We start from the raw sequence: 22,159 nt of genomic DNA, 5'->3' as shown, positions 1-22,159 counted from the left end.
TGCACCCCGATCACACGATCGGGTTGCTTTTGGGGTATTCGGTCACTCACAAGTGGCGTGTGTCGACCGGGTGGTTGACCGTATGGGCATGAATGATCCGAACGCCTATGCCGCCGTCGTCCGCCCGCCGGAACCGCCCGCCGTCTCCGGCCCGCCGGCGCCCGCCGGGCCACGCCCGCCCGCTCCGCCCGGTGACGTGAACGCCCGCGCGCGGTCCCGCGGTCGGGGGCGCGGCCCTGGCCGCCTCAGAGAGCGAAGCGGGTGATGGTCTCCGCGGCGCACACCGGTCTGGCGCCGCCCTCCCGCTCCACCGTGACCGCCAGCGTCAGCTGCCAACCGCCGGGTACCGGCTCCACGTTCGCCACCGAGCCGTGCGCCCGGACCCGGGAGTCCACCGGCAGGGGGGCGGGGAAACGCACCCGGTTGCTCCCGTAGTTGAGCGCCATCCGCACCCCCTCGACGCGCAGCAGCTGGGGCGTCAGCACGGGCAACAGGGCCAAGGTGAGATAGCCATGGGCGATCGTCGCCCCGAAGGGGCCGGTCGCCGCCCGTTCCTGATCGGTATGTATCCACTGGTGATCGCCGGTGGCCTCGGCGAACTGGTCGATCCTGTGCTGGTCGACCAGCAGCCACTCGCTCGGGCCCAGCGGCTCGCCCACCGCGCCCGGCAGTTCTTCGGGCGAGGAGAAGATCCGGGGTTCAGCCATCCGGCCAGGATACTCACCGGTAGCCCCGCGGGGGAGTGCGCGAGCGCCCTCAGCCGAGCGTGACCACGGCCAACACCCCGGCCGCCACCGCCAGCAGTCCCACCGCGCCCGCCGCGACCAGCACGGTCGACGCGGACACGCCGTGGCCGCCGGTCCGCGACAGTGCGACGATCCGCCGCTGGGCCAGCACCAGGAAGCCGGCCCAGAGCAGCCCGCCGCACGCCACCGCCAACCCGCCGACCAGCACCCCCGAGTCCGCCATCACCAGCCCGCGCACCGCGAGCCCCAGCGTCAGCGCGAAGGCCAACGTCGTCCGCCGCCAGGAGAGCCGGGTGCGCTCCGCCTGCCCCCCGGCCTCCGCCCCGCCGTTCCGGCCTAGCGCGGCCACAGCAGCGCGCCGATGATCAGCAGTGCGATGAGCACCGTGCCCACCGAGAGCAGGGCGGGGAAACGGTTCAACGGGAGGTCGTCGCCGCGCCGTATGGCGCGCTCCGTCCGCACCCAGTGGTCGACGGCCCGCACCGCGCACAGCGCGCCGCCCGCCACCAGCAGCAGGGCGACCGTGGTGCGGAGCGCCCACGGCAGCTCGGTCAGGAACTGCTGCACCGCGATTCCGCCGGCCAGCAGCGCCAACGCCGTCCGCAGCCAGGCCAGAAAAGTGCGCTCGTTGGCCAGCGAGAAGCGGTAGTCCGGGGTGGGCCCCTCCTCCCGCACCCGCTGCGGGGCGAACCACCAGCGCAGGGTCTCTCGCACGCGTCCGATCACGCGTATGAGCCTAGGGCAAGACATTCGGCTCCCGGCGGGGCGCGGTGCCGCGCCGTTTCCGGCCCTCCCCACTGGTTGACGCCCGCCTCCGCCCCGCCCAGGATCACTAACGGTCGAACGGGAGGTTCGTGGGATGGCGTATGACGCCGACGTGATCGTGATCGGCGCCGGGCTCGCCGGCCTGGTGGCCGCGGCCGAGGTGGCCGACGCCGGCCGCAAGGTCATCCTGCTCGACCAGGAGCCCGAGGCCTCACTCGGCGGCCAGGCGCACTGGTCGTTCGGCGGGCTCTTCCTGGTCGACTCCCCCGAGCAGCGCCGGCTGCGGGTGCGCGACAGCCACGAACTGGCCTGGCAGGACTGGCTCGGCACCGCCGGCTTCGACCGCAGGGAGGACCACTGGCCGCGCCGCTGGGCCGAGGCGTACGTGGACTTCGCGGCGGGAGAGAAACGTTCCTGGCTGCACGGCCAGGGCGTTCGTTTCTTCCCGGCGGTCGGCTGGGCCGAGCGCGGCGGCTACGACGCCTCGGGCCACGGCAACTCGGTGCCGCGCTTCCACATCACCTGGGGCACCGGGCCGGGCGTCGTCGCGCCGTTCGAGCGCCGGGTCCGCGCGGCGGCCGAGCGCGGCCTGGTCGACCTGCGCTTCCGCCACCGGGTCAGCGGACTCGCGCGCACCGGCGGGCGGGTGGACACCGTGCTCGGGGAGGTGCTCGCCGAGGACACCGCGCGCCGGGGCGTGGCCAGCAACCGCGAGGTGGTCAGCGCCTTCGAACTGCGCGCCCAGGCCGTGATCCTCACCTCGGGCGGTATCGGCGGCAACCCGGAACTGGTCCGCGACGCCTGGCCGGAACGGCTCGGCTCCCCGCCCGCCCACCTGCTCAGCGGGGTTCCGGCGCATGTCGACGGCCTGATGCTCGGCATCGCGGAACGGGCCGGCGCCCGGCTGATCAACCGCGACCGGATGTGGCACTACACCGAGGGCATCACCAACTGGGACCCGGTCTGGGCCCGGCACGGGATCCGCATCCTGCCCGGCCCCTCCTCGCTCTGGCTGGACGCCAGGGGACGCCGGCTGCCCGTCCCGCTCTACCCGGGGTTCGACACCCTGGGCACTTTGGAACACCTCAGGCGCACCGGCCACGACCACAGCTGGTTCGTGCTGACCCGGAAGATCGTCGAGAAGGAGTTCGCGCTCTCCGGCTCCGAGCAGAACCCGGACCTGACGGAGAAGAGCCTCCGCCAGGTCGCGCAGCGCGTCCGCCCCGGCGCACCGGCACCCGTGCGGGCGTTTCTCGAACGCGGCCCGGACTTCGTCGTGGAGCACGAACTGGGCGCGCTGGTACGGGGAATGAACGCCGTCTCGGGCGAGCGGCTGATCGACGAGGGCGCGCTGCGCCGGACCATCGAGGAGCGTGACCGCGAGATCGGCAACCGTTTCACCAAGGACGCGCAGATCACCGCGATCCGGGGCGCGCGGGGCTATCTCGGGGACCGGCTGGTCCGGGTCGCCTCCCCGCACCGGCTGCTGGACCCGAGGTCCGGCCCGCTGATCGCGGTGCGGCTGCACATCCTGACCCGCAAGACGCTCGGCGGGCTGGAGACCGACCTCTCGGGGCGGGTGCTCACCGAGGGCGGCGAGCCGCTGTCCGGGGTCTACGCGGCGGGCGAGGCGGCGGGCTTCGGCGGCGGCGGGATGCACGGATACCGCTCCCTGGAGGGCACCTTCCTCGGCGGCTGCCTCTTCTCCGGGCGCACGGCGGGCCGCTCCGCCGCCCGCGACCTCTGACCCCGGGGCCGGACGAAGAAGACCCCGGGGCGGCCGGCCGAAGCCGACCGCCCCGGGGTCTCACCCCGTAGGAGGCGCGGCTAGGACTTCGCGGGACCCGTGGGCCCGGTGTCCTCTATGTCCGTGGAGGCGGCGCTCCCGCCGCTTCCGCCGCTCCCGCCGTTCCCCTCGCCGTTGCCCTCGCCCGGGCCGATCCGGATCTCGAAGTCGCCGGCGTACTTCTCGCTGCCCGCGATGACGGCCATCTCGACGACCTCCTCGCCCTTTTCGGCGCGCAGCACCAGGGCGTCCCGCCGCAGGTCCTTCATCAGCGCGAAGCAGAGGCCGATCATGACCACGGTGAACGGGACGGCCGCCAGAATCGTCATGTTCTGCAGGCCGTCCAGCGCCTTGTTCTCCCCGTCCTCGCCCGTGCCGCTGCCGACGAGCAACATGATCGCGGCAACCGCACCGGTCAGGGCGCCCCAGAAGATGACGACCAGGCGGTGCGGCTCCTGCGAGCCGTGCTGCGAGAGGGTGCCCATCACGATGGAGGCCGCGTCGGCGCCCGAGACGAAGAAGATGCCGACCAGGATCATGACCAGCAGCGAGGTGACCGTGGCGATCGGGTACTCGGCGAGCACCGCGAACAACTGCGCCTCCTCGGCGCCCTGGCCGGCGACGTCCACGCCGCTCTCCTGCACCCGCATCCCGGTCCCGCCGAAGATGGCGAACCACAGCAGGCTGACCGCGCTGGGCACCAGGATCACGCCGCCGACGAACTGGCGGATGGTGCGGCCACGGCTGATGCGCGCGATGAACATGCCGACGAAGGGCGTCCAGGAGATCCACCACGCCCAGTAGAAGACCGTCCAGCCGGAGAGCCAGGCGCCGACGCCCTCGCCGCCGCTGGCCTCGGTGCGGGCGGCCATCTGCGGCAGCTGGTCGACGAACGAACCGATCGAGGTGGGGATCAGGTCCATGATGATGACGGTCGGACCCGCCACGAAGACGAACACCGCGAGCAGGCCGGCCAGCACCATGTTGATGTTGGACAGCCACTGGATGCCCTTGGCCACGCCGGAGACGGCGGAGACGATGAACGCCGCGGTCAGCACGGTGATGATGACGACGAGCAGACCCTCGCCGACATCGGTCATCCAGTCCAGTTCCTCTATGCCGCTGCCGATCTGGAGCGCGCCGAGACCGAGGGACGCGGCGGAGCCGAAGAGGGTGGCGACGATGGCCAGGATGTCGATGACCTTGCCGAGGCCGCCCTCGGCGCGACGCTTCCCGATGAGCGGGGTGAAGACGGCGCTGATCGTCTGCCGGCGCCCGCGCCGGTAGGCGCTGTAGGCGATGGCCAGACCGACGACCGCGTAGATGGCCCAGGGGTGCAGCGTCCAGTGGAAGAGCGTGGTCGCCATGGAGGTCGCCATGGCCTCGCCGGAGTCGCCGGGCGTCGTGCCGGGAGGCGCGGTGACGTAGTGGCTGATCGGCTCGGCCACGCCCCAGAACATCAGCCCGATGCCCATGCCGGCGCTGAACATCATCGCCACCCAGGACACGGTCTTGAACTCGGGCTCCTCGCCCTCCTTGCCCAGGGTGATCCGGCCGTAGCGGCTGGCGGCCAGCCAGAGCGCGAAGACCACGAAGCCGGAGGCGGCGAGCACGAAGGCCCACCCGGCGTTCTTGATGATGCTTCCCAGCGCGTCGCTCGCCGCGTCGGCCAGCGAGTCGGTGGCGACGGCGCCCCAGATGACAAAGGCAAGAGTGATCGCGGCGGAGACGCCGAAGACCACGGGGTCGGTCCGTGGCTTGGCGAAGGCGGCCCGCCGGGGCTCTTCCGTTGTCGGTGAGTTCTGATCGCCTGGCACGCGATTCCACCTATCTGTTTCGTTATGTTCCCTGGTCAGGCCGGATACCTGCACAGGGCAAGCGGTTGGTACGCGGTGGCGGCTACCCGGGCTCGGCACCGCCATGCGCGATGGTTATCGACCCGATACCTCACGTTCTTGGCAGAAAGTGATCCTGTCGACGCAAACGGTAGCCGCTGGGTCTGACAAAGCCCTTGATTGGGGTGGAGGTGCGGACGTAACGGCGCCTCTCCCGCCCGCTCTCCGTGTCACCGCGCTCGCCGTGCGTCCCCGTCGCGGGCCGCGCTGAGGGGGTGTCAGGCCGGTGACGTCCCTCCGGATGTGGAGAATCCATGGCCGCGCGCGGCGTCAAGGGCGTTCGCGCGAAGGTCAGTTGATCGAGTGACAGCACAAGGCGATCAGCGGGGTGAAGTGTTCGCCCAATGTCGCTCGTTATTGACATGGGCACTTCCATCAACGCGCGTTGCTTGGTACAAACGGTGCCACAGCGACCCCCCCCATGGAGGTTCCGTGAGACTGACCAGACGCCTGTCCACCGTCGCCGCCCTCGTCCTCGGCTTCGCGCTGGCGATGATGGGCGCGACCCCCGCGCAGGCAGCCGGCCCCGCGTACGTGGCGCTCGGGGACTCGTACTCCTCGGGCAACGGCGCCGGCGACTACATCGACTCCAGCGGTGACTGCCACCGCAGCAACAACGCCTACCCGTCCCTGTGGGCCGAGGCCAACGCCCCCTCGTCGTTCGACTTCGTGGCCTGCTCCGGCGCCGTCACCAGCGATGTGACGGGCTCCCAGGTCAGCGCGCTCGACAGCTCGACCGGACTGGTGAGCATCACCATCGGCGGCAACGACGCGGGCTTCGCCGACGTCATGACCACCTGTGTGATCAGCTCCGACAGCGGCTGCCTGAACCGGATCGCCACCGCGCGCGACTTCGTCAACAGCACGCTCCCCGCCCGCCTCGACAGCGTGTACAACGCCATCAAGGCCAACGCGCCCAACGCGCACGTGGTGGTGCTCGGCTACCCGCGCTTCTACACCGAGCCCTCCGGCATCTGCCTCGGGCTCAGCCAGACCAAGCGGCAGGCCATCAACGACGCGGCCGACCTGCTGAACTCCGTGATCTCCTCGCGCGCCGCCGCCCACGGCTTCACCTACGGCGACGTGGCCGCGGCCTTCGACGGCCACGAGCTCTGCTCGGGCGACGACTGGCTCCACGACCTGGCGCTGCCCGTCTGGGAGGCCTACCACCCGACGGCCCTCGGGCACTCGGGCGGCTACCACCCGGTCCTCTCCGCCAACGACTGACCCGCGCCCGCTCACGGCACGCGGCGGCGTGCCGTGCCGGAACGCGCCGCCGCGGCCGACGGATTCCCCGTCGGCCGCGGTCGTCTCCCGACCCGTCCGCGGCGGGAAGCGCGTGGCCGGAATCGCGTGTGGTGGGAATCGCGTGGTGGGAATCGCGTGTGGTGGGAATCGCGTGGCGGGTATCCCGCGCCGCGGGCGATACTCCCGCACCATGAACGCGTCTCCCTCCCCGTTCCCCGTCCTGTGGCTCTGCGGTCCGCCCGGGGTCGGGAAGTCCACCGCCGGATGGGCCCTGTACCGCCGGCTCGCGGCGGACGGGACACCGGTCGGGTACGTGGACATCGACCAGCTGGGGATCAACTACCCCGAGCCGCCGGGCGACCCCGGCCGCCATCTGCTGAAGGCCGGCAACCTCGCCGCCCTGGTGGTCAACTACCGTGCGGAGGGCGCGCGTTGCCTGGTCGTCTCGGGGGTGGTCGACCCGGCGGCCGGCGTCGACCGGGGGCACCTTCCCGGCGTGGACCTCACCCTGTGCGCGCTGACCGCCGGGCGTGGCGAGCTGAGCCGGCGCTACCTCGGGCGCGGCACCCTGCCCGAGGACCTGGGGAGAGTGCTGGCCGAAGCCGAAGCCGAAGCCGAAGCCGAGGCCGAGACCGAAGCCGAGACCGAAGCCGAGGCCGAGTCCCGGGGAGCGGGACCGAGCGGCCGTCCCGACCTGCGGATCGACACCGACGGCCGGTCGCCCGCCGACGTCGTCGACCGGGTGCTGGCCCACTGGCGCCCGCCCGCCACCGCCCCCGCGCCACCCGGGGAGGCCGCGAGGGGACCGGAACGGAGCGGCGCCCGCCCCGCCGTGCTGCTGCTCTGCGGCGCCGAGGCAGTCGGCAAGTCGACCGTCGGCTGGGAGGTGGGCCAACGCCTCCGACGCGCCGGCGGACCCGCCGCGTTCGTCGACCTCGGGCAGGTCGGCCTCCTGGCGCCCGCGCCCGCCGACGACCCCGGGCGGCACCGGCTGAGCGCGGCCAACCTCGCCGCCCTTCTCGACCGGTACGCGGCGGTCGGCACCCGTCGGCTGGTGGCGGTGGGCCCGGTCCCGGACGGCGCGACCGCCGACCGCTACCGCCGTGCCCTGCGCGGGGCGCCGCTGACCCTCTGCCGGCTGGACGCGGGCCCCGAGGCGCTGCTCGACCGGGTCCGCCGGCGCGGCGCCGGCCAGGCCCCGCCGCTCGCCGGCGACCGGCTGCGCGGCGCGCCCGACGCCGAACTGCGCCGCGTCGCCGCCGAAGCGGCGTGCGAGGCCCGCGCGTTGACGTCGGCCGCCGTCGGCGACCACCGGGTGCGCACGGACGGGCGGAGCGTCGCCGACGTCGCCGGAGCCGTGCTGGGGCTCTGGGAGGACGGCGCACGGGACGCTCAGTCCGGGGCGTCGACCACGAAGAAGGTGGTCACGAACCCGGCCACCCGCCCCGACGCGTCCCGCCCGACCCAGGTCGGGTACGCACCGTCGCCCCAGCCTGACGGGAAGGCGACCACGCCCACCCCCGACTCCGGCTCCACGACTGCCGCCGGCCGGGGCGCGGGGGAGGGCGACGCCGTGCCGTAGACCGCGTCGATCAGCGGGTCACCCTCGCCGTCCTCGCCGAGCAGCGGGCGCAGGCACGGGGTGACCGAGGGGTCGACGAAGCAGGCCGTCCCGGTGTCCACGCCGCAGCCGCACCACGCGCCGTCCGCCAGTTCCGCCGGGTCCTGGGCCCGGCCGTGCGCGCCGACGACCAGCCGGCGGCCGGCCGTTCGCCGATCCGCAGCCAGGCGGCGGCGGCCCGCTCGTGGGCGTACGACGCGTCACCGGGGCGGGCGATCTCCGCGACGGAGAGCACCACCGGGTAGGTGCCGGGCGGCACCTCGTCGGTGAACGGCTCGACGCCCTCGGCCGGCCACTCGGCGTGGGTGAGGTCGCCGGCCGTGTCGTAGGCGTACCGCTCGGTCCACTCCTCCGCGTGGAGGCGGGAGCGGGGTTGGCAGGGGGACGCGCGTCGGGTTCCGCAGCGCACGGCGATGCGTTCACCTGGCTCATCACGGGTGGTGTAGTGCCGCAGGACGCTGCCGTCCGTGTCGAACCAGGTGGTGTGTCCGGTGAGGTGGATCGGGCGTTCGTAACCGCCCGTTCGGTGGAGTTGGTCCAGGCGCCGAAGGAAGTCGGGGTCGGCGGTCAGGCGCAGGAAGTCGCGTTCGGTAGGGGTGAGCCAGCGCCCCGGAGTGTCGAGTCCGGGGCGGAGGACATGAGGCCGTCAATCGGTTCAGGTCTCCTCCAGACTTGGCGCACGCGGGGTACGCAATTACAGGTTGTATTGCGTCCTCTGGGCGTGCGCGGGAGGAGGCGGCCACACAACGGATTAAACGAAGTGGCAAGGGACTTCGCCATCAGCAGGAACCGACGAGGCGGCGGTGTGCCCCCCCCGACAGAAGGAGTTGACGCGCTAGCCTGGCGGGCGTGATTCGCTGCGTCCGTGAGGCGCTGCGAGCGGCCAGGTAGGGGCAGCCAAGGCGTTGGGTAAAGTAAGTAAAATCCGAGCCCGCCGCTAGAAAACCCCTGGTCACGAACTCTGCTCCCCGCACGCGCGGGGATGGTCCCGATTCCTCGTGAGTGTGAAGGCGAGCGAGGATCTGCTCCCCGCACGCGCGGGGATGGTCCCTGGAGTCCATCGCGCGGATGGGCAGGGCGCCGCTGCTCCCCGCACGCGCGGGGATGGTCCCGCGACGAGGTCGTCGCCGTCGCTGATGGGCTGCTGCTCCCCGCACGCGCGGGGATGGTCCCGTCAGCCCCAACTGCTTGGCGTACTCCAAGAACTGCTCCCCGCACGCGCGGGGATGGTCCCGGGCCGCCGGGGCGGGCGGTGATGCGGTGGGCCTGCTCCCCGCACGCGCGGGGATGGTCCCCCGGTCGGCGGCCGACAGCGCGGATCTGCGGTCTGCTCCCCGCACGCGCGGGGATGGTCCTATTTCACCGCTACGTGGCCGGGCAGGGGTTCACTGCTCCCCGCACGCGCGGGGTTGGTCCTTCACTCATGCCCGCCGGACCATGGCGGGGGCAGGCGGTTGACGGCCAGCCGGCCCCGTCACTCACCGTCGTTGATGGCGAGCAGCCCGCGTAAGCGCGCCCCTAATCTGGTACGAGTGGGAGGGCGCGAAGCCTGACGGCGCTTCTGAGGCGGGGCGGGGTTGTTCCAGGCCCGGTAGAGCGGAAGCGCGCGTCCATGTTCGTTTGGGGGCGGTGTGGCCGCCGTTTCGTGGTAGTCCCAGGTCAGGTCATCCAGTTGGACCAGGCAGGGGGCGCCGGCGTAGATCGGGGCGTAGGCGATCTCGGTCGTGACGGTCCCGATCCACAGGACGGCTGTGATCCGGTGGTCGCAGTAGAACCAGCAGGGCCCGACGACCCACTTCGTTGAGTCGGTGCCCGGTGCTGGCGGGACGACGTACCAGTCCGCGTCCAGTTGGGGCATCACAGGAAGGCCGCTTCGGGACGGTCGGCGTTGGTCAGCAGGGGGAGTCGGCGGTGTTGTCCGATGGCCATGATGGCGTATTGGTAGAGCGCGGGGGGTTCGTGGAACTCGCGCATCGGGACCCGACTGGCGCCTTCGGGCGGGTCGTTGCTGTTGTTGGGGGCCCGGGGAGGGCCCCGCCGTCCAGGACGTAGACCAGGCCGTCAAGGGTCCCGTGGTCGTCAGTGGTCGGGGTGATGGCCAGGACATCCGTGGGGGCGCGTTCGTGGCCGGTGGTCTGTTTCAGCAGGTCGCGGGCGGCCTCGATCACGCACTGACCGGGGCCGACTCGACCGTGGGGGAGCACCCAGCCGTGCTCGCCGTTCTCACGCCGGCCGGAGACCATCAGCGCATGGGCGGCTTCTTCGCGCATCTGTCGGGCGTCGAGGGCGAGTTGGCGGGCGGCGGTCAGGCGTTCCTCGGCGTCGGTGACGCGGGTCTGGGCGGCGCCGGCGGCGGCCTGGGCGGCCTGTTGGTCGCGGGTGGCGGCGCGGACGTCGGCTTCGTCGGGGGGTTGGGTGTGCGGGCGTTGGCCTTCGCGTTGGAGGCGGTCGGCTTCCTCGCCGGCGCGGTCGACCCAGTCGGTGGCGTCGCCGAGCGCTCTGTGGGCGGAGGTCAGGTCGGCTTGTGCGGACAGGGCGCGGTCCAGGGCGCGGTCGGCCATGCCCTGGGCGGTCTGGAGTTGGGGCCAGTAGCCGTCGAGTGCCTGGGCGCACAGGCTGTGGTTCTCTTCGAGCTTGGTGAGGTTGCCGGGGACGCCGTCGAACTCGGCGCGGAAGGTGTCGGCCGAGAGCCCGGCCCACTCCAGCATCGCCCGCTCGGAGGACATCGCCCGGATCTTGCCCAGCGCCTCCCCGACATCGTCGGCGAACTCCTGGAGCTCCCGCGCCAACTCCCGCACCTCGTCGGGCTCACCTAGCGTCGGATCGGAATCCATGTCGACGGGCGACCAGTCGGACGGACGCGCCACGGGCTTCCCGGGCGTCGGGGCACCCGGGGCGGGGATGGTGCTGCCGACACGAGCGCGCACTGACGTCGCGTCGGTGTTCCGTAGGCCGCGAATCGAGGGGAATCCCGCACTTCGGCGATGCCCGGCCCGGAGCCGCGTTTCCGGGCGTGGAGCACGCGGGCGGCGCGCGTCGGGGCGCTGTCGCGGGAGTGGCGGCGGCGCGGGCGCCCGAGCCGACCGGAGCTGTCCTCGCGGGCCGAGACCTCGTCGCGGCATCCGTCCTGCGTGGAGACCAAAAAGGCCCGGCCGAGCAGGGAGATGGTGCCGCGCCTCGCGGCGGCGCCGGGCGTCCCGCCGCGCGAGCGCAACGCGCTGCCGCTGGCCGCCGACCACGCCCCGCCTACCGGAAGAGCGCGGGGGAGGACGGCGAACCGGCCCGCGTCCGCGCCGCGTCGGACCAGAGCCGTCAGGTCGACAGCACCGGCGACCCGCGCGCTGCTCGACGAGGTCGGCGCCTGCCCGAGCCCCCGGCGGGCGGCGGGCGGCCGGCCGACGGCGGGACGTTCGGCCCCGGCTCCGGACCCGTCCCGGTGCCGCCGCGGCTGCGCTCCCCGCCGGGCGCGCTGTCGCTCTTGGGCACGAGGGCGACGTTCGCGCGCCCGCCGACGTGACGCTCCCGAAGCCGGCGATCGCGCTGTTCCGCCCCCTGGACGCGGCCACGGCCCACGCGCCGCGTCCGGCGGCCGAACGGGCGCGCGCGGCCGCGCCGGCCGGCTGAGCCGCCCGCGTCACGCGTCGGGGCAGCGCACCTCGTCCCTCGGCACGTAGTGCGTGTCGAAGCTCTGCCGGTCCACCTCGGAGCCGTCGCGCACGAAGATCCGCTCGACCGTGACGTCGAAGCCCTCCAACGGCGGCTGCGGGACGCACTCCTCGCCCTCGCCCTCCCGGCTCTCCGGCTGCTCGACGTTCTCCCGGGAGCCGGTCTCCGAGCGCACCTCGTCGAAGCGCTTGGTGCCGAGGAAGGTGATCGTCACCGAGCTGTCGTCGGCCGAGGCCAGGATGTAGAGCGCGTTCCCGGAGTCGTTGCGGAAGCGCAGGTCGAGACTGCCCCAGGCGACGGTCGCCTCGCGGCCCTCCGGGTAGCGTTCGATGTAGAACGAGTGCGCGCCGTACTCCACCATCTCGACGCCGGCGAAGAACATCGCGTTGAAGACCGTGGTGGCCACCGCCGAGACGCCACCGCCCTGGGCGTTCGTGTACTGGTCGTCGAGGATGATCACGCCCTCGACGAAGCCGTTCTCCGGGGTCCGTTCGCCGACCGTCTCGTTGAAGCTCCAGACCTCGTCCGGCAGGACCAGCGAGCCGTTGATCAGCTCGGCCGCCCGGCCGATGTTGGTGATCCGGTAGGCGGCCGGCTCGAACTCGACGGTGAAGGAGGAGACCTCCTCCACCACGCCGAGCTCGCGGAAGTTCTCCTCGCTCAGGGTCGGCTCGACGGTCTCCAGCGGCAGCACACCGGTGCGCGCGTGCGCGCCCGAGCCGGTCAGCAGCGGCAGCACCGCGGGACCGACCTCCGCGAGGTCGACCTCGCGGCCCTCGCCGCCGCCGGAGGCGACCACCTCGCCGCCGGCCAGGCTGAGCGTCGCGTCGCTCGGCTCGGTCGAGGCGGCCTCCAGCATCGGGACCACCCGCTCGTCGCCGACCAGGCCCTCCTCGTCCAGGCGCGGCTCCAGCCGCCCGGCGTCGTCGGCCTCCAGCGTCAGATGGTCGCCGAGCACCGTGGGGGAGAGGGAGACCTCGGCGCCGCCGTCCTCGGCGCGCAGCAGCACCGGGCCCGACATGGCCGGCTCGGCGAACTCCGCGACGGCCCGCGCCACCTCGGCCTCGTCGACGCGCGGCTCGGCGAGCGAGACCGGCAGCCGCACCGGCTGCGCCTCCTGCCGCAGATAGCCGTCACGCAGCAGCTCGACGGAGGGGCCCACCTCCAGCGCGCTGCCCGCCGTCGGCTCGGTGACGCGCACCGCCCCGTCCTTGAAGGCCACCGCGCCCTCCGTGACGGCGGCGTCCGCCGCCTCGGCGAGGCCGGCCAGCGCCGCCTCCGAGCGCTCCTCGTGCTGCACCACGACGGGGTCGAGCGCGCCGCCGCCGGTGCCGAGCAGCTGACCCAGCACGCCCGGACGGCTGGCGCGTTCGACGGTGGCGGAGACGTCGAGGAGCAGCCCGGCCTCCTCGGGGTCGACCTCGTGGACCTCCTCGTCCCGCTCGCCGAGGACCACCCGGATCGGGGCCGTCCGCTCCTCGCCCAGCTCCTCGTTGAGCCGCTCGGTGGCGGCCTGCTCGGAGAGTCCGCCGATGTCCACGCCCAACACGGTGGTGCCGGAGGCTATCCGCCCGCCCCAGACCATGCCGGCCAGAAGGTAGAGGAGTACGACGACCAGCAGTCCCGCACCGCCCCACAGCGCCCAGCGCTGCCAGTACGGCGGGTCGGGCCGCGGCGTGCGCGGCGGGTGGGCCGGGATCGGCGGGATGACGGCCACGGAACTCCCTTGAGGCGACGGGCGGCGAGCGTGCGACGCGGGAAGTACAGCCTCGAAAGGCTAGCAAAGGCGGGGCCGTCGACAAGGTCCGGGTGACAGAAACGTGCGGCAGCGGAACGTTCCGGTGTGGAAACGTTCAGCGCGCGACGGACAGTGTTCAGCCTGCGGTGGCGGTGGCGGTGGCGGTGGCGCGTCAGCCGGGAAGCAGCGCCTGCGCTGTCCGCGCCCGCGTGTGCGGGGCCGGGGCGGCGGGCGCCGACTGCTGGGCGGCGGCGGTGAGTTCGGCCCAGACGGTGCAACCGGCGCGCTGGTCGGGGGCGACCACACCCCAGCGCAGGGCGAGCGCGTCGAGCAGCAGCAGCCCCCTGCCGTTCTCCGCCTCCGAGTCGGCGGCGCGCGGGCGGACCCGGAACAGCCCGGGGCCCTCGTCGGCGACCTCGATCCGCAGCAGTTGGCCGCTGGACCACAGCAGGCATCTCACCTGGCTACTCTGCGTGTGCAGTATGGCGTTGGTGACCAGCTCGGAGACGATGAGCAGCGCGTTGTCGCAGGTGGTGCTCGGCAGACCCCAGCCGTACAGTTGGTGCCGCACCCGTCGCCGGGCGACGGCGACGGAGGTGTCCCTGGCGGGCAGGGCGAAGCTCTCGCCCGGCGGTTGCGGAGGACGTATCGCGGGTTCTCCGAGGGGGGACGGCGTCGCGCCGTGAGCAGGGGGCACGGGCGGGGTCGCCTTCCGGGGAGCTGGGGCCGTCGTGAGCCGGGTCACGCGTTAACTATGCGGTGGGTGTGGCATCTGCGCAAGGGGAGTTCTGCAATTCGCAGAAAGCGAAGGGATCTCTGTGGATGTCGCTACCCGGTGTGGCAAACTTCTGTGCAGCGTAGGCGAGATGGCGAAGGCGCGGCACGAACGGCAAGAGGAGCCAAGGTGGCAGAGGCGCGGTCGGGGCCGACCGTGGGACAGATCGTCCTGGGGTTGCGGCTGAAGGAGTTGCGCGAACGGGCCAGGTGTTCCTTCGCCGACGCGGCCGCCGCGCTCAGCGTCAACAGCACCACCGTGCGCCGGATGGAGAAGGCCGAGGTCGGCCTGAAGCCGCTCTATGTGAAGGCCCTGCTGGAGCGGTACGGGGTGGCCGCCGAGGAGGCGGAGTCCTTTCTCCGCCTGGTCGAGGAGGCCAACCGCCCCGGCTGGTGGCACGGGTACCGCGACGTGCTGCCTGACTGGTTCAGCCTCTATGTGAGCCTGGAGGGCGAGGCCAGCCTCATCCGCGCCTACGAGCCGCACTGCGTGCCGGGTCTGCTGCAGACCGCGGCCTACGCGCGCACCCTGCTGCGCACCGGGTTTCCCGGCGCCTCCGACGACGAGTTGGAGCGCCGGGTAGCGCTGCGGATGGAACGTCAGGACCTGCTCACCCGGCCGCGCGCCCCGTTGCTGTGGGCCGTGATCGAGGAGCATGTGCTGAGGCGTCGGGTCGGATCCCAGGCCGCGATGCTCCAGCAGGTTGACCGGCTGATCGAGGCGACGCAGTTGCCCAATGTCACGCTTCAGATCATGCCGTTCAGCGCCGGACCCCATCCCGGCATGTTCGGGCCGTTCCAGCTCTTCCGATTCGAGATCCCGGAGCTGCCCGACATCATCTACGCCGAGAGTCTGACCGGAGCGACCTACCTCGACGAGCGGCCCGACACCGTGGCCTATCTGGAGGTTCTGGACCGCATGGGTACACAAGCGGCGTCAGCGCAGGACACCGAGGTCATCCTCGGTGAGATTCGCAAGGAGCTGACCGCATGATCACACACATATACAACGGAATGCCGGCCAGGGAGCTGGGCAGCGAGGGCTGGCGGAAGCCGTGGAGCGGCACCAACGGCGGGAACTGCGTCGAGGCGCTGAAGCTCTCCGACGGACGGGTGGCGATCCGCCAGTCGACCGACCCGGACGGTCCGGCGTTGATCTACACCATGCACGAGATGGAGACGTTCATCAGCGGCGCCAAGCGCGGTGAGGCGGACTTCCTGTTCGCCTGACGCGCGCTCCCGTCATCCGCGCCATGTCACACCGCGCCTGACCGGGCCACCCCTCGTCCCGGCCGAGCCGATACGACCACCAGCGCAGCAAGGACCCCCTTCACCCGTCCGCAGAGGCGGGGTGCATCCTCCGACCCCCGGGCCGCGGCGTGGGGGTCTTTTCCGTGTCCGGGGCCGGCGCCGCGTCGTTGTCACGGGCGGGCCCGCGTGATCCATGTCTCAGGGGGGTACCCGGCGGCACGGCCGCCACAATGGTTTAGAGTTCAACCATTGTATCGGTCCCGCACGATCCGGAGGTCAACTCCCCATGTCCACTCCCGTCAAGGTCGCCATCGTCTACTACTCCTCGACCGGCACCGTCTCCCGGCTCGCCACCGAGCTGGGCGACGCCGCGACCAAGGCCGGCGCCGAGGTGCGGGTGCGCAAGGTGACCGAGCTCGCGCCGGCCGAGGCCATCGCCTCCAACGAGCGCTGGGCCGCGCACGCCGAGGCCACCGCCGACGTGCCGGTCGCCACCCCCGACGACGTCCTCTGGGCGGACGCGGTGATCTTCGGCACCCCGACCCGGTTCGGCAACGTGGCCGCGCAGCTCAAGCAGTTCCTCGACACCCTCGGCGGGCTCTGGGCGGAGGGCAAGCTGGCGGACAAGGTCTACAGCGGCTTCGTCGGCACCGCCACCCTGCACGGCGGCCAGGAGTCCACGCTGCTCGCGCTCTACAACTCGGTGCACCACTTCGGCGGCGTGCTGGTGACCCCCGGCTACACCGACCCGTCCAAGTTCGCCGACGGCAACCCCTACGGCACCTCCCACGTCGACGCCCAGGGCGCCAACCCCGTCGACGAGGTGGCCCTCACCGCCGCCCGCGTCCAGGCCGAGCGCGTGGTCCGTCTCGCCGCCGCGGTCCGCACCGCCTGAGCGACGGCACCCCGCGACGCGTCGAACCCCCGCCGCCCGCCCCGCACTCGGGGACGGGCGACGGGGGTTTACCCGTGCCGCGGGTGGCGTCAGCGGCCGGGGCCGGTGTGGGTGCGCAGCGCGACCTCGCGGATGAAGACCGTCAGCAGCAGCGAGCCCAACGCGATCGGCGCCGTCGTCAGGAACACGTCCGCCACGCCATGGCCGTAGGCGCTCGCGACCACGGTCCGCACCGGCTCCTCCAGCGCGGCCATGTCCGGGATCCGCCCGCCGCCCTCCGGCGCCGCGCCCAGCTCGGCGAGCCCGCTGCTGGAGTACTCCGCCACCCGGTTGGCCAGCAGCGCGCCCAGCACCGCGACGCCGACCGCGCCGCCGAACGTGCGGAAGAACGCCACCATCGAGCTGGCGGCGCCCAGGTCCCCGGGGGCCACCACGTTCTGCGCCGCCAGCACCATGTTCTGCATCGTCATGCCGATGCCGAGCCCCAGCAGCGTCATGGAGACGGCGATCTGCCAGTAGGGCGTGTCGTAGCGCATGACGCCCAGCAGCGCGCAGCCGCCGGTCAGCAGCACCCCGCCGGCCAGCAGCCAGGACTTCCAGCGGCCGGTCCTGGTGATCAGCCGCCCGGAGACCGTCGAGGCGAGGGTCATGCCGGCGATCATGGGGATGGTCATCACGCCGGACATGGTGGCGCTCTCGCCGCGCGCCAGCTGGAAGAACTGGGCGAAGAAGACCGTGCCGGCGAGCATCGCCACGCCGATCAGCAGCGAGGCCGCCGAGGTGAGGGAGATGGTGCGGTCCCGGAAGAGCCGCAGCGGGATGATCGGCTCGGCCGCCCTGGTCTCCACCAGGACGAAGAGGGCCGCCAGCAGCACCGAGCCGCCCACCATGGCGAAGCTCTGCCAGGACGCCCAGTCGTAGGAGTCGCCGGCCAGCGTCACCCAGATCAGCAGCAGCGAGACGGAGGCGCTGACCAGCCCGGCGCCGGTCCAGTCGATGCGCACCCCGGGGCGCCGGGTCACGGGCAGCTTCAGCGTCCGGTGCAGCACCACCAGCGCGGCGAGGGCGAACGGCACGCCGATGTAGAAGCACCAGCGCCAGCCGAGCCAGGAGGTGTCGGTGATCACGCCCCCGATCAGCGGCCCGCTGACCGTGGCGGCGGCGAAGGTGGCGCCCAGGTAGCCGCTGTAGCGGCCGCGCTGCCTCGGCGGGATCATGGCGGCGAGGATGATCTGGGAGAGCCCGATCAGCCCGCCCACGCCCAGGCCCTGGACCACCCGCACGGTGATCAGCATGGCCGGGTTCTGGGAGAGGCCGGCGATCATCGAGCCGATCACATAGATGCTCAACGCGGCCTGGATCAGCAGCTTCTTGTCGAAGAGGTCGGCGAGCTTGCCCCACAGCGGCATGGAGGCGGTCATCGCCAGCAGCGTCGCGGTGACCACCCAGGTGAAGGCGGACTGACCGCCGCCGAGATCCGCGATGATGCGCGGCAGGGCGTTGGTGACGATGGTGGAGGAGAGGATCGCGGCGAACATGCCGAGCAGCAGCCCGGAGAGCGCCCGCATGATCTCGGGGTGGCTCATGTCCGTCGACGCGGGCGCCGGGGTCTCCGGCGGCTGGACGGGGCCGGCGGCGGTGGCCGGCTCAGGTATGGATTCCCTGCTGTGCGTGGTCAAACGATCTCCCCATGAGGTGTCTTCCGCCCGCGACCCTATGACAAGTTGCTTACTACACGTAAACGAATTGGGGAAAGCTTTAGTCGAATCGGGATATCGCCCACGTTCCCCGGCGCCCTCGGGCGCGCCACGGGGCGCCGGGGCCGAACGGAATGCGCTGGTGGGCCTTCCGCCGTCCGCCGCTATTCCCGCGCGCCGCCGCTGACGTGTGTGAACTCCCGCACACCGCGCGGCCGTCGGGCGCGCGAAGGCGTCAGCGGAATAGTCCCGACCGACCCCGGAAAAGAACCCGCGCCCCGGGAAAAGCGGCAAGCGGGAGAAGGCGCACCGGCGTTGACGCGCCGCCGCTCAGGAGCCACCGGGCGAAGGCCCGGTGAACACATTGGGTAGCGTGGGTGGATCATCGCCCGCCCGAAGGGACCCCTGACGGTTATGAGACTCCGCTGGCCCCGGAACACCCGGCGGGCCTGGGCCGGCCTCGGCGCGTTCGCGCTGCTGGTCGGGATCGGCACGGTCGGCCTCGCCGTCGCCGACGACGCGCCGACCGTGCGCCGTGTCGACCGTGTGCTGACGATGCCGGAGGAGCCGGGGTCGGAGCGCACGGTCGGGATCGACACCTCCTACTTCGTCGCCGAGTCCGCCGACGGCGGCGCCCCCCGCCCCGCCGTGCTGCTCGGCCACGGCTTCGGCGGCAGCAAGGACGACACCCGCGAGCAGGCCGAGGCGCTGGCCGCCGACGGCTACGCCGTGCTCACCTGGTCGGCGCGCGGCTTCGGCGCGTCGACCGGCCAGATCGGTCTCAACGACCCCGACCGCGAGGTGGCCGACGTCTCGCGGCTCGTCGACTGGCTGGGCGAACGCGCGGAGGTCGCCCAGGACGGCCCGGGCGACCCCCGGGTCGGCATCGCCGGCGCCTCCTACGGCGGGGCCATCGCGCTGCTGGCCGCGGGTCACGACGACCGGGTCGACGCGATCGCGCCGGCCGTCACCTACTGGGACCTCGGCGAGGCGCTCTTCCCGAACGGGGTCTTCAAGCAACTGTGGGCCGGCATCCTCTTCACCACGGGCGCCGCCGCCCCGATCGGCGGCGAGCTGCCGGCCGAGGCGGGCGTCGACCCCGGGTGCGGCCGGTTCACCGACGAGCTGTGCGCGCTCTACCAGCGGGTGGCGGTCGCCGGCGCGTCCGACCCGGAGGCGCTCGCGCTGCTCGCGGAGCGCAGCCCGGCCGCCGTGGCCGACCGGATCGACGTGCCGACCCTGATCCTCCAGGGGCAGCACGACTCGCTCTTCCCGCTCGACCACGCCGACGCCATGGCCGAGGCGCTGCGGGCCAACGGCGCGCCGGTGCGCGTCGAGTGGCTGTGGGCCGGCCACGACGGCGGTATCTCCGAGTCCGGCCGCACGGAGGAGCGGATCACCGCCTGGTTCGACCGCCATCTGCGCGAGGACGCCTCGGCCGACGTCGGCCCGCCCTTCCGCGTCACCCGGATCACCGGCTTCGACACCACCAACGGCGACACCCTGCTCGCCGGCGCCTCGGGCGACGCCTACCCGGGGCTGGACGGCGAGAAGACCGGGACGGTCGAACTGTCCGGCGAGCCGCAGACGTTCGTCAACCCGCCGGGCGGCGCGCCGGCCGCCGTCTCCACCGTGCCGGGGCTGGGCGGCCTCGGCGGGTTCACCGGGCTGGGTTTCCTGCCGGCGATCGACTTCCCCGGCCAGTTCGCCCGCTTCGACTCCCCGCCGCTGACCGAGGCCACCCGGGTCACCGGCTCCCCGACCGTCCGGCTGCGGGTCTCCTCCGACACGGACGAGGCCGTGCTCTTCGGCAAGCTCTACGACGTGGCCCCGGACGGCGGCAGCGAGTCGCTGCCCGCCCAACTGGTGGCGCCGCTGCGGGTGGAGGACCTCGGCCCCGAGGGCCGGGTGGTCACCTTCCGACTGCCCACCGTCGACTACCCGTTCGAGGCCGGGCACCGGATGCGGCTGGTCGTCTCCAGCACCGACATCGGCTACGCCTCGCCGGCCGGCACCGCCCGTTACACCGTCGCCCTCGACGATCTGCGGCTCACCCTGCCGACCGCCCCCGGCGTCGCCACCGCGGCGACGCCGGTGCCCTGGTGGGTGTGGGGGCTGCCGCTGGGGGCGCTCGCCGTGGCGGTCGCGCTGGTCGCGCCGCGCGTGCGCCGGCGCGCCGCCGTCTCCCACGATCCCGGGCTGGCGGGAACACCGCTGGCGATCACTGGGCTGACCAAGCGCTACGCCAGGCACAGCGACCGCTACGCGGTGCGCGACCTCTCCTTCCGCGTCGAACGCGGCCAGGTCCTCGGCCTGTTGGGACCGAACGGCGCCGGCAAGACCACCACGCTGCGGATGCTGATGGGCCTGATCACCCCCGACGCCGGCGAGATCACGGTCTTCGGCCACCGCGTGGGACCCGGCTCGCCGGTGCTCTCCCGGGTGGGCGCGTTCGTCGAGGGCGCCGGCTTCCTGCCGCACCTGTCCGGCCGCGCCAACCTGGAGCTGTACTGGCGGGCCACCGGCCGCCCGGCCGCCGACGCACGGCTGGAGGAGGCGCTGGAGATCGCCGACCTGGGGCCCGCGCTGGCCCGCCCGGTGCGCACCTACTCCCAGGGGATGCGCCAGCGACTGGCCATCGCCCAGGCGATGTTGGGCCTTCCCGACCTGCTGATCCTGGACGAGCCGACCAACGGCCTCGACCCGCCGCAGATCCGCGCCATGCGGGAGGTCATGGTCCGCTACGCCGAGGGCGGCCGGACCGTGATCGTCTCCAGTCATCTGCTGGCCGAGGTCGAACAGACCTGCACACATCTGGTGGTGATGGACGGCGGTCGGCTGGTCGCCTCGGGGCCGGTGGCGGAGATCGTCGGCACGGGGGACACCGTGCTGGTCAGCACCGCCGAGCCGATGACCGACGCCTGGCTGGCGACCATCCGCGCGCTGCCGGGCGTCGGCGACGCCACCGACACGGAGTCCGGGGTGCTGGTCCGCCTCGACGGCGCGGGACCCGAGACGCTGGTCGCCGCGCTGGTGGCCGCGGGCATCCCGGTGAGCGGCGTCATGCCGCACCGCCGGCTCGAGGACGCCTTCCTGACCCTGATCGGCGGTGCCTGACCATGACCACATCCCCGGCCGACCAGCGCGAACCCGCCGTCGACCCGTTCCCGCCCGCCGCCCCCGGCTATGTTCCGCGCCGTACGCTGCCGCTGCGCGTGGAGGCCGTGCGGCAGTTGCGGCGGCGCCGCACGCTGGTGGTGGGGTTGCTGCTGGCGCTGCTCCCGCCGCTGGTGGCCGTCGCCTTCGCGGTGGGCGGCGCGCCCGACGACTCGGAGTCCGCACTGCTGGACTCCGCCACCGCCTCCGGTCCCAACTTCGCCGCCGTCTGTCTCTATCTCTCGGCCGGCTTCCTGCTGGTGGTGCCGGTGGCGCTGTTCTGCGGCGACACGGTCGCCTCGGAGGCCGGCTGGTCCTCGCTGCGCTATCTGCTGGCCGCGCCGGTGCCGCGCTGGCGGCTGCTGACGGCGAAGCTGCTGGTGGCGCTCGCGTTCTCGGCCGTCGCGATGGTGCTGCTGCCGCTGTCGGCGCTGGGCGTGGGCACCGTCGCCTACGGCTGGGGAGAGCTGCGGCTGCCGACCGGCGGCACCCTGCCGGGCGGCGAGGCGGCGCTCCGGCTGGCCCTCGCGCTCGCGGCGATCTTCGTCGGCCAACTGGTCACCGCCGCCCTGGCGTTCTGGCTCTCCACGGTGACGGACGCGCCGCTGGGCGCGGTGGGCGGCGCGATCGGGCTGACCATCCTCGGCTCCATTCTCGACGCCATCACCGCGCTCGGCGACTGGCGCCAGCTGATCCCGGCCCACTGGCTCTTCGCCTGGTTGGACGCGCTCCAACGCGACGTGGAGTGGAACGGGATGCTGCGCGGTGGCGCGGTCTCGCTCGCCTACGCGCTGCTCCTGGTGGCGCTGGCCTACCGCCACTTCGCCCGCAAGGACATCGTCTCCTGAGCGCGGGAGGGCCGTGCACGCGGGAAGGCCGTGCACGGGGGAGAGCCTGAACGCGGGAGAGCCTGAACGCGGG

The 22,159-nt window shown here is 72.9% G+C and carries 16 protein-coding genes, 1 pseudogene and 1 CRISPR repeat array; of the genes and pseudogenes, 7 read left to right on the top strand and 10 right to left on the bottom strand.

The window, feature by feature from the left end:
• Positions 1-245: 245 nt before the first annotated feature.
• Genes CRP51_RS07635 through CRP51_RS07625 form a run of 3 tightly spaced genes read right to left on the bottom strand, consistent with a single transcriptional unit; the run spans position 246 to position 1,496 of the window.
• Complete coding sequence (locus CRP51_RS07635) at positions 246-707, bottom strand: MaoC family dehydratase (RefSeq protein WP_097230245.1); 462 nt, start codon at positions 705-707, stop codon at positions 246-248.
• A 49-nt stretch (positions 708-756) separates the two neighbouring features.
• The gene (locus CRP51_RS07630) at positions 757-1,095 is read right to left on the bottom strand and encodes a DUF202 domain-containing protein (protein ID WP_097230244.1); all 339 of its coding nucleotides are present in this window, start codon (positions 1,093-1,095) and stop codon (positions 757-759) included.
• Positions 1,083-1,496, bottom strand: a complete 414-nt coding sequence (locus tag CRP51_RS07625) for a YidH family protein (protein ID WP_097230243.1) — start codon at positions 1,494-1,496, stop codon at positions 1,083-1,085. The genes CRP51_RS07630 and CRP51_RS07625 overlap by 13 nt, the downstream gene beginning before the upstream one ends.
• Before the next feature lie 109 nt (positions 1,497-1,605).
• Between CRP51_RS07625 and CRP51_RS07620 the strand changes: the two genes are divergently transcribed.
• On the top strand, positions 1,606-3,258 hold the full coding sequence (locus tag CRP51_RS07620; protein ID WP_097230242.1) for an FAD-binding dehydrogenase: 1,653 nt from the start codon (positions 1,606-1,608) through the stop codon (positions 3,256-3,258).
• Positions 3,259-3,338: 80 nt separating this feature from the next.
• Here CRP51_RS07620 and CRP51_RS07615 read toward each other — a convergent pair whose 3' ends face one another.
• On the bottom strand, positions 3,339-5,114 hold the full coding sequence (locus tag CRP51_RS07615) for a BCCT family transporter (protein ID WP_245880426.1): 1,776 nt from the start codon (positions 5,112-5,114) through the stop codon (positions 3,339-3,341).
• Positions 5,115-5,624: 510 nt separating this feature from the next.
• Here CRP51_RS07615 and CRP51_RS07610 point away from each other — a divergent pair.
• On the top strand, positions 5,625-6,419 hold the full coding sequence (locus CRP51_RS07610) for an SGNH/GDSL hydrolase family protein (RefSeq protein ID WP_097230240.1): 795 nt from the start codon (positions 5,625-5,627) through the stop codon (positions 6,417-6,419).
• Between the two features lie 1,413 nt (positions 6,420-7,832).
• Here CRP51_RS07610 and CRP51_RS30165 read toward each other — a convergent pair.
• The 5 genes from CRP51_RS30165 to CRP51_RS07585 all read right to left on the bottom strand — a co-directional run bounded on the left by CRP51_RS30165 (position 7,833) and on the right by CRP51_RS07585 (position 14,162).
• Positions 7,833-8,123, bottom strand: coding sequence for a DUF4241 domain-containing protein (locus CRP51_RS30165; RefSeq protein WP_107500839.1), 291 nt, complete (start codon positions 8,121-8,123; stop codon positions 7,833-7,835).
• The gene (locus CRP51_RS28295) at positions 8,033-8,602 is read right to left on the bottom strand and encodes a replication initiator (protein WP_342749021.1); all 570 of its coding nucleotides are present in this window, start codon (positions 8,600-8,602) and stop codon (positions 8,033-8,035) included. The genes CRP51_RS30165 and CRP51_RS28295 overlap by 91 nt, the downstream gene beginning before the upstream one ends.
• A gap of 420 nt (positions 8,603-9,022) precedes the next feature.
• A CRISPR array of direct repeats spans positions 9,023-9,478; the repeat unit is 29 nt; unit sequence CTGCTCCCCGCACGCGCGGGGATGGTCCC.
• A gap of 475 nt (positions 9,479-9,953) precedes the next feature.
• Positions 9,954-10,928: a putative T7SS-secreted protein gene (locus CRP51_RS07595; RefSeq protein WP_097230238.1), complete on the bottom strand. Its 975-nt coding sequence runs from the start codon at positions 10,926-10,928 to the stop codon at positions 9,954-9,956.
• Between the two features lie 767 nt (positions 10,929-11,695).
• A complete protein-coding gene (locus CRP51_RS07590) occupies positions 11,696-13,444 on the bottom strand; it encodes a VanW family protein (protein WP_342749018.1) in 1,749 nt (582 codons plus the stop codon).
• 193 nt (positions 13,445-13,637) lie between these two features.
• On the bottom strand, positions 13,638-14,162 hold the full coding sequence (locus CRP51_RS07585) for an ATP-binding protein (protein ID WP_170970459.1): 525 nt from the start codon (positions 14,160-14,162) through the stop codon (positions 13,638-13,640).
• A gap of 207 nt (positions 14,163-14,369) precedes the next feature.
• On the opposite strand from CRP51_RS07585, the gene CRP51_RS07580 reads away from it, so the two are divergent.
• The 3 genes from CRP51_RS07580 to wrbA all read left to right on the top strand — a co-directional run bounded on the left by CRP51_RS07580 (position 14,370) and on the right by wrbA (position 16,385).
• On the top strand, positions 14,370-15,233 hold the full coding sequence (locus CRP51_RS07580) for a Sco1979 family transcriptional regulator (RefSeq protein WP_097230236.1): 864 nt from the start codon (positions 14,370-14,372) through the stop codon (positions 15,231-15,233).
• Positions 15,230-15,469, top strand: a complete 240-nt coding sequence (locus CRP51_RS07575; protein WP_097230235.1) for a DUF397 domain-containing protein — start codon at positions 15,230-15,232, stop codon at positions 15,467-15,469. The genes CRP51_RS07580 and CRP51_RS07575 overlap by 4 nt, the downstream gene beginning before the upstream one ends.
• Before the next feature lie 307 nt (positions 15,470-15,776).
• Entirely contained in the window at positions 15,777-16,385 is a 609-nt protein-coding gene (gene wrbA, locus CRP51_RS07570; protein ID WP_097230234.1) for an NAD(P)H:quinone oxidoreductase, read from the top strand.
• 101 nt (positions 16,386-16,486) lie between these two features.
• Here the strand turns inward: wrbA and CRP51_RS07565 are convergent.
• A pseudogene (locus tag CRP51_RS07565) lies at positions 16,487-17,971 on the bottom strand (MDR family MFS transporter); the annotation flags it as partial.
• Between the two features lie 525 nt (positions 17,972-18,496).
• On the opposite strand from CRP51_RS07565, the gene CRP51_RS07560 reads away from it, so the two are divergent.
• On the top strand, positions 18,497-21,199 hold the full coding sequence (locus CRP51_RS07560; protein ID WP_097230233.1) for an alpha/beta fold hydrolase: 2,703 nt from the start codon (positions 18,497-18,499) through the stop codon (positions 21,197-21,199).
• A 2-nt stretch (positions 21,200-21,201) separates the two neighbouring features.
• Positions 21,202-22,086, top strand: coding sequence for an ABC transporter permease (locus tag CRP51_RS07555; RefSeq protein ID WP_097230232.1), 885 nt, complete (start codon positions 21,202-21,204; stop codon positions 22,084-22,086).
• Positions 22,087-22,159 lie beyond the last annotated feature (73 nt).

The organism is Streptomyces zhaozhouensis (assembly GCF_900230195.1).
GTDB lineage: Bacteria > Actinomycetota > Actinomycetes > Streptomycetales > Streptomycetaceae > Streptomyces > Streptomyces zhaozhouensis.
Note: the sequence above shows the minus strand (reverse complement) of the source record. Positions and strands in the feature narration are given on the sequence as shown.

Excerpts from the sequence above, each read along its gene's own strand:
- CRP51_RS07635 (WP_097230245.1), bottom strand. The coding sequence starts at position 707 with ATGGCTGAACCCCGGATCTTCTCCTCGCCCGAAGAACTGCCGGGCGCG.
- CRP51_RS07625 (WP_097230243.1), bottom strand. The coding sequence starts at position 1,496 with ATGTCTTGCCCTAGGCTCATACGCGTGATCGGACGCGTGCGAGAGACC.
- CRP51_RS07620 (WP_097230242.1), top strand. The coding sequence starts at position 1,606 with ATGGCGTATGACGCCGACGTGATCGTGATCGGCGCCGGGCTCGCCGGC.
- CRP51_RS07575 (WP_097230235.1), top strand. The coding sequence starts at position 15,230 with ATGATCACACACATATACAACGGAATGCCGGCCAGGGAGCTGGGCAGC.
- wrbA (WP_097230234.1), top strand. The coding sequence starts at position 15,777 with ATGTCCACTCCCGTCAAGGTCGCCATCGTCTACTACTCCTCGACCGGC.
- CRP51_RS07560 (WP_097230233.1), top strand. The coding sequence starts at position 18,497 with ATGAGACTCCGCTGGCCCCGGAACACCCGGCGGGCCTGGGCCGGCCTC.
- CRP51_RS07555 (WP_097230232.1), top strand. The coding sequence starts at position 21,202 with ATGACCACATCCCCGGCCGACCAGCGCGAACCCGCCGTCGACCCGTTC.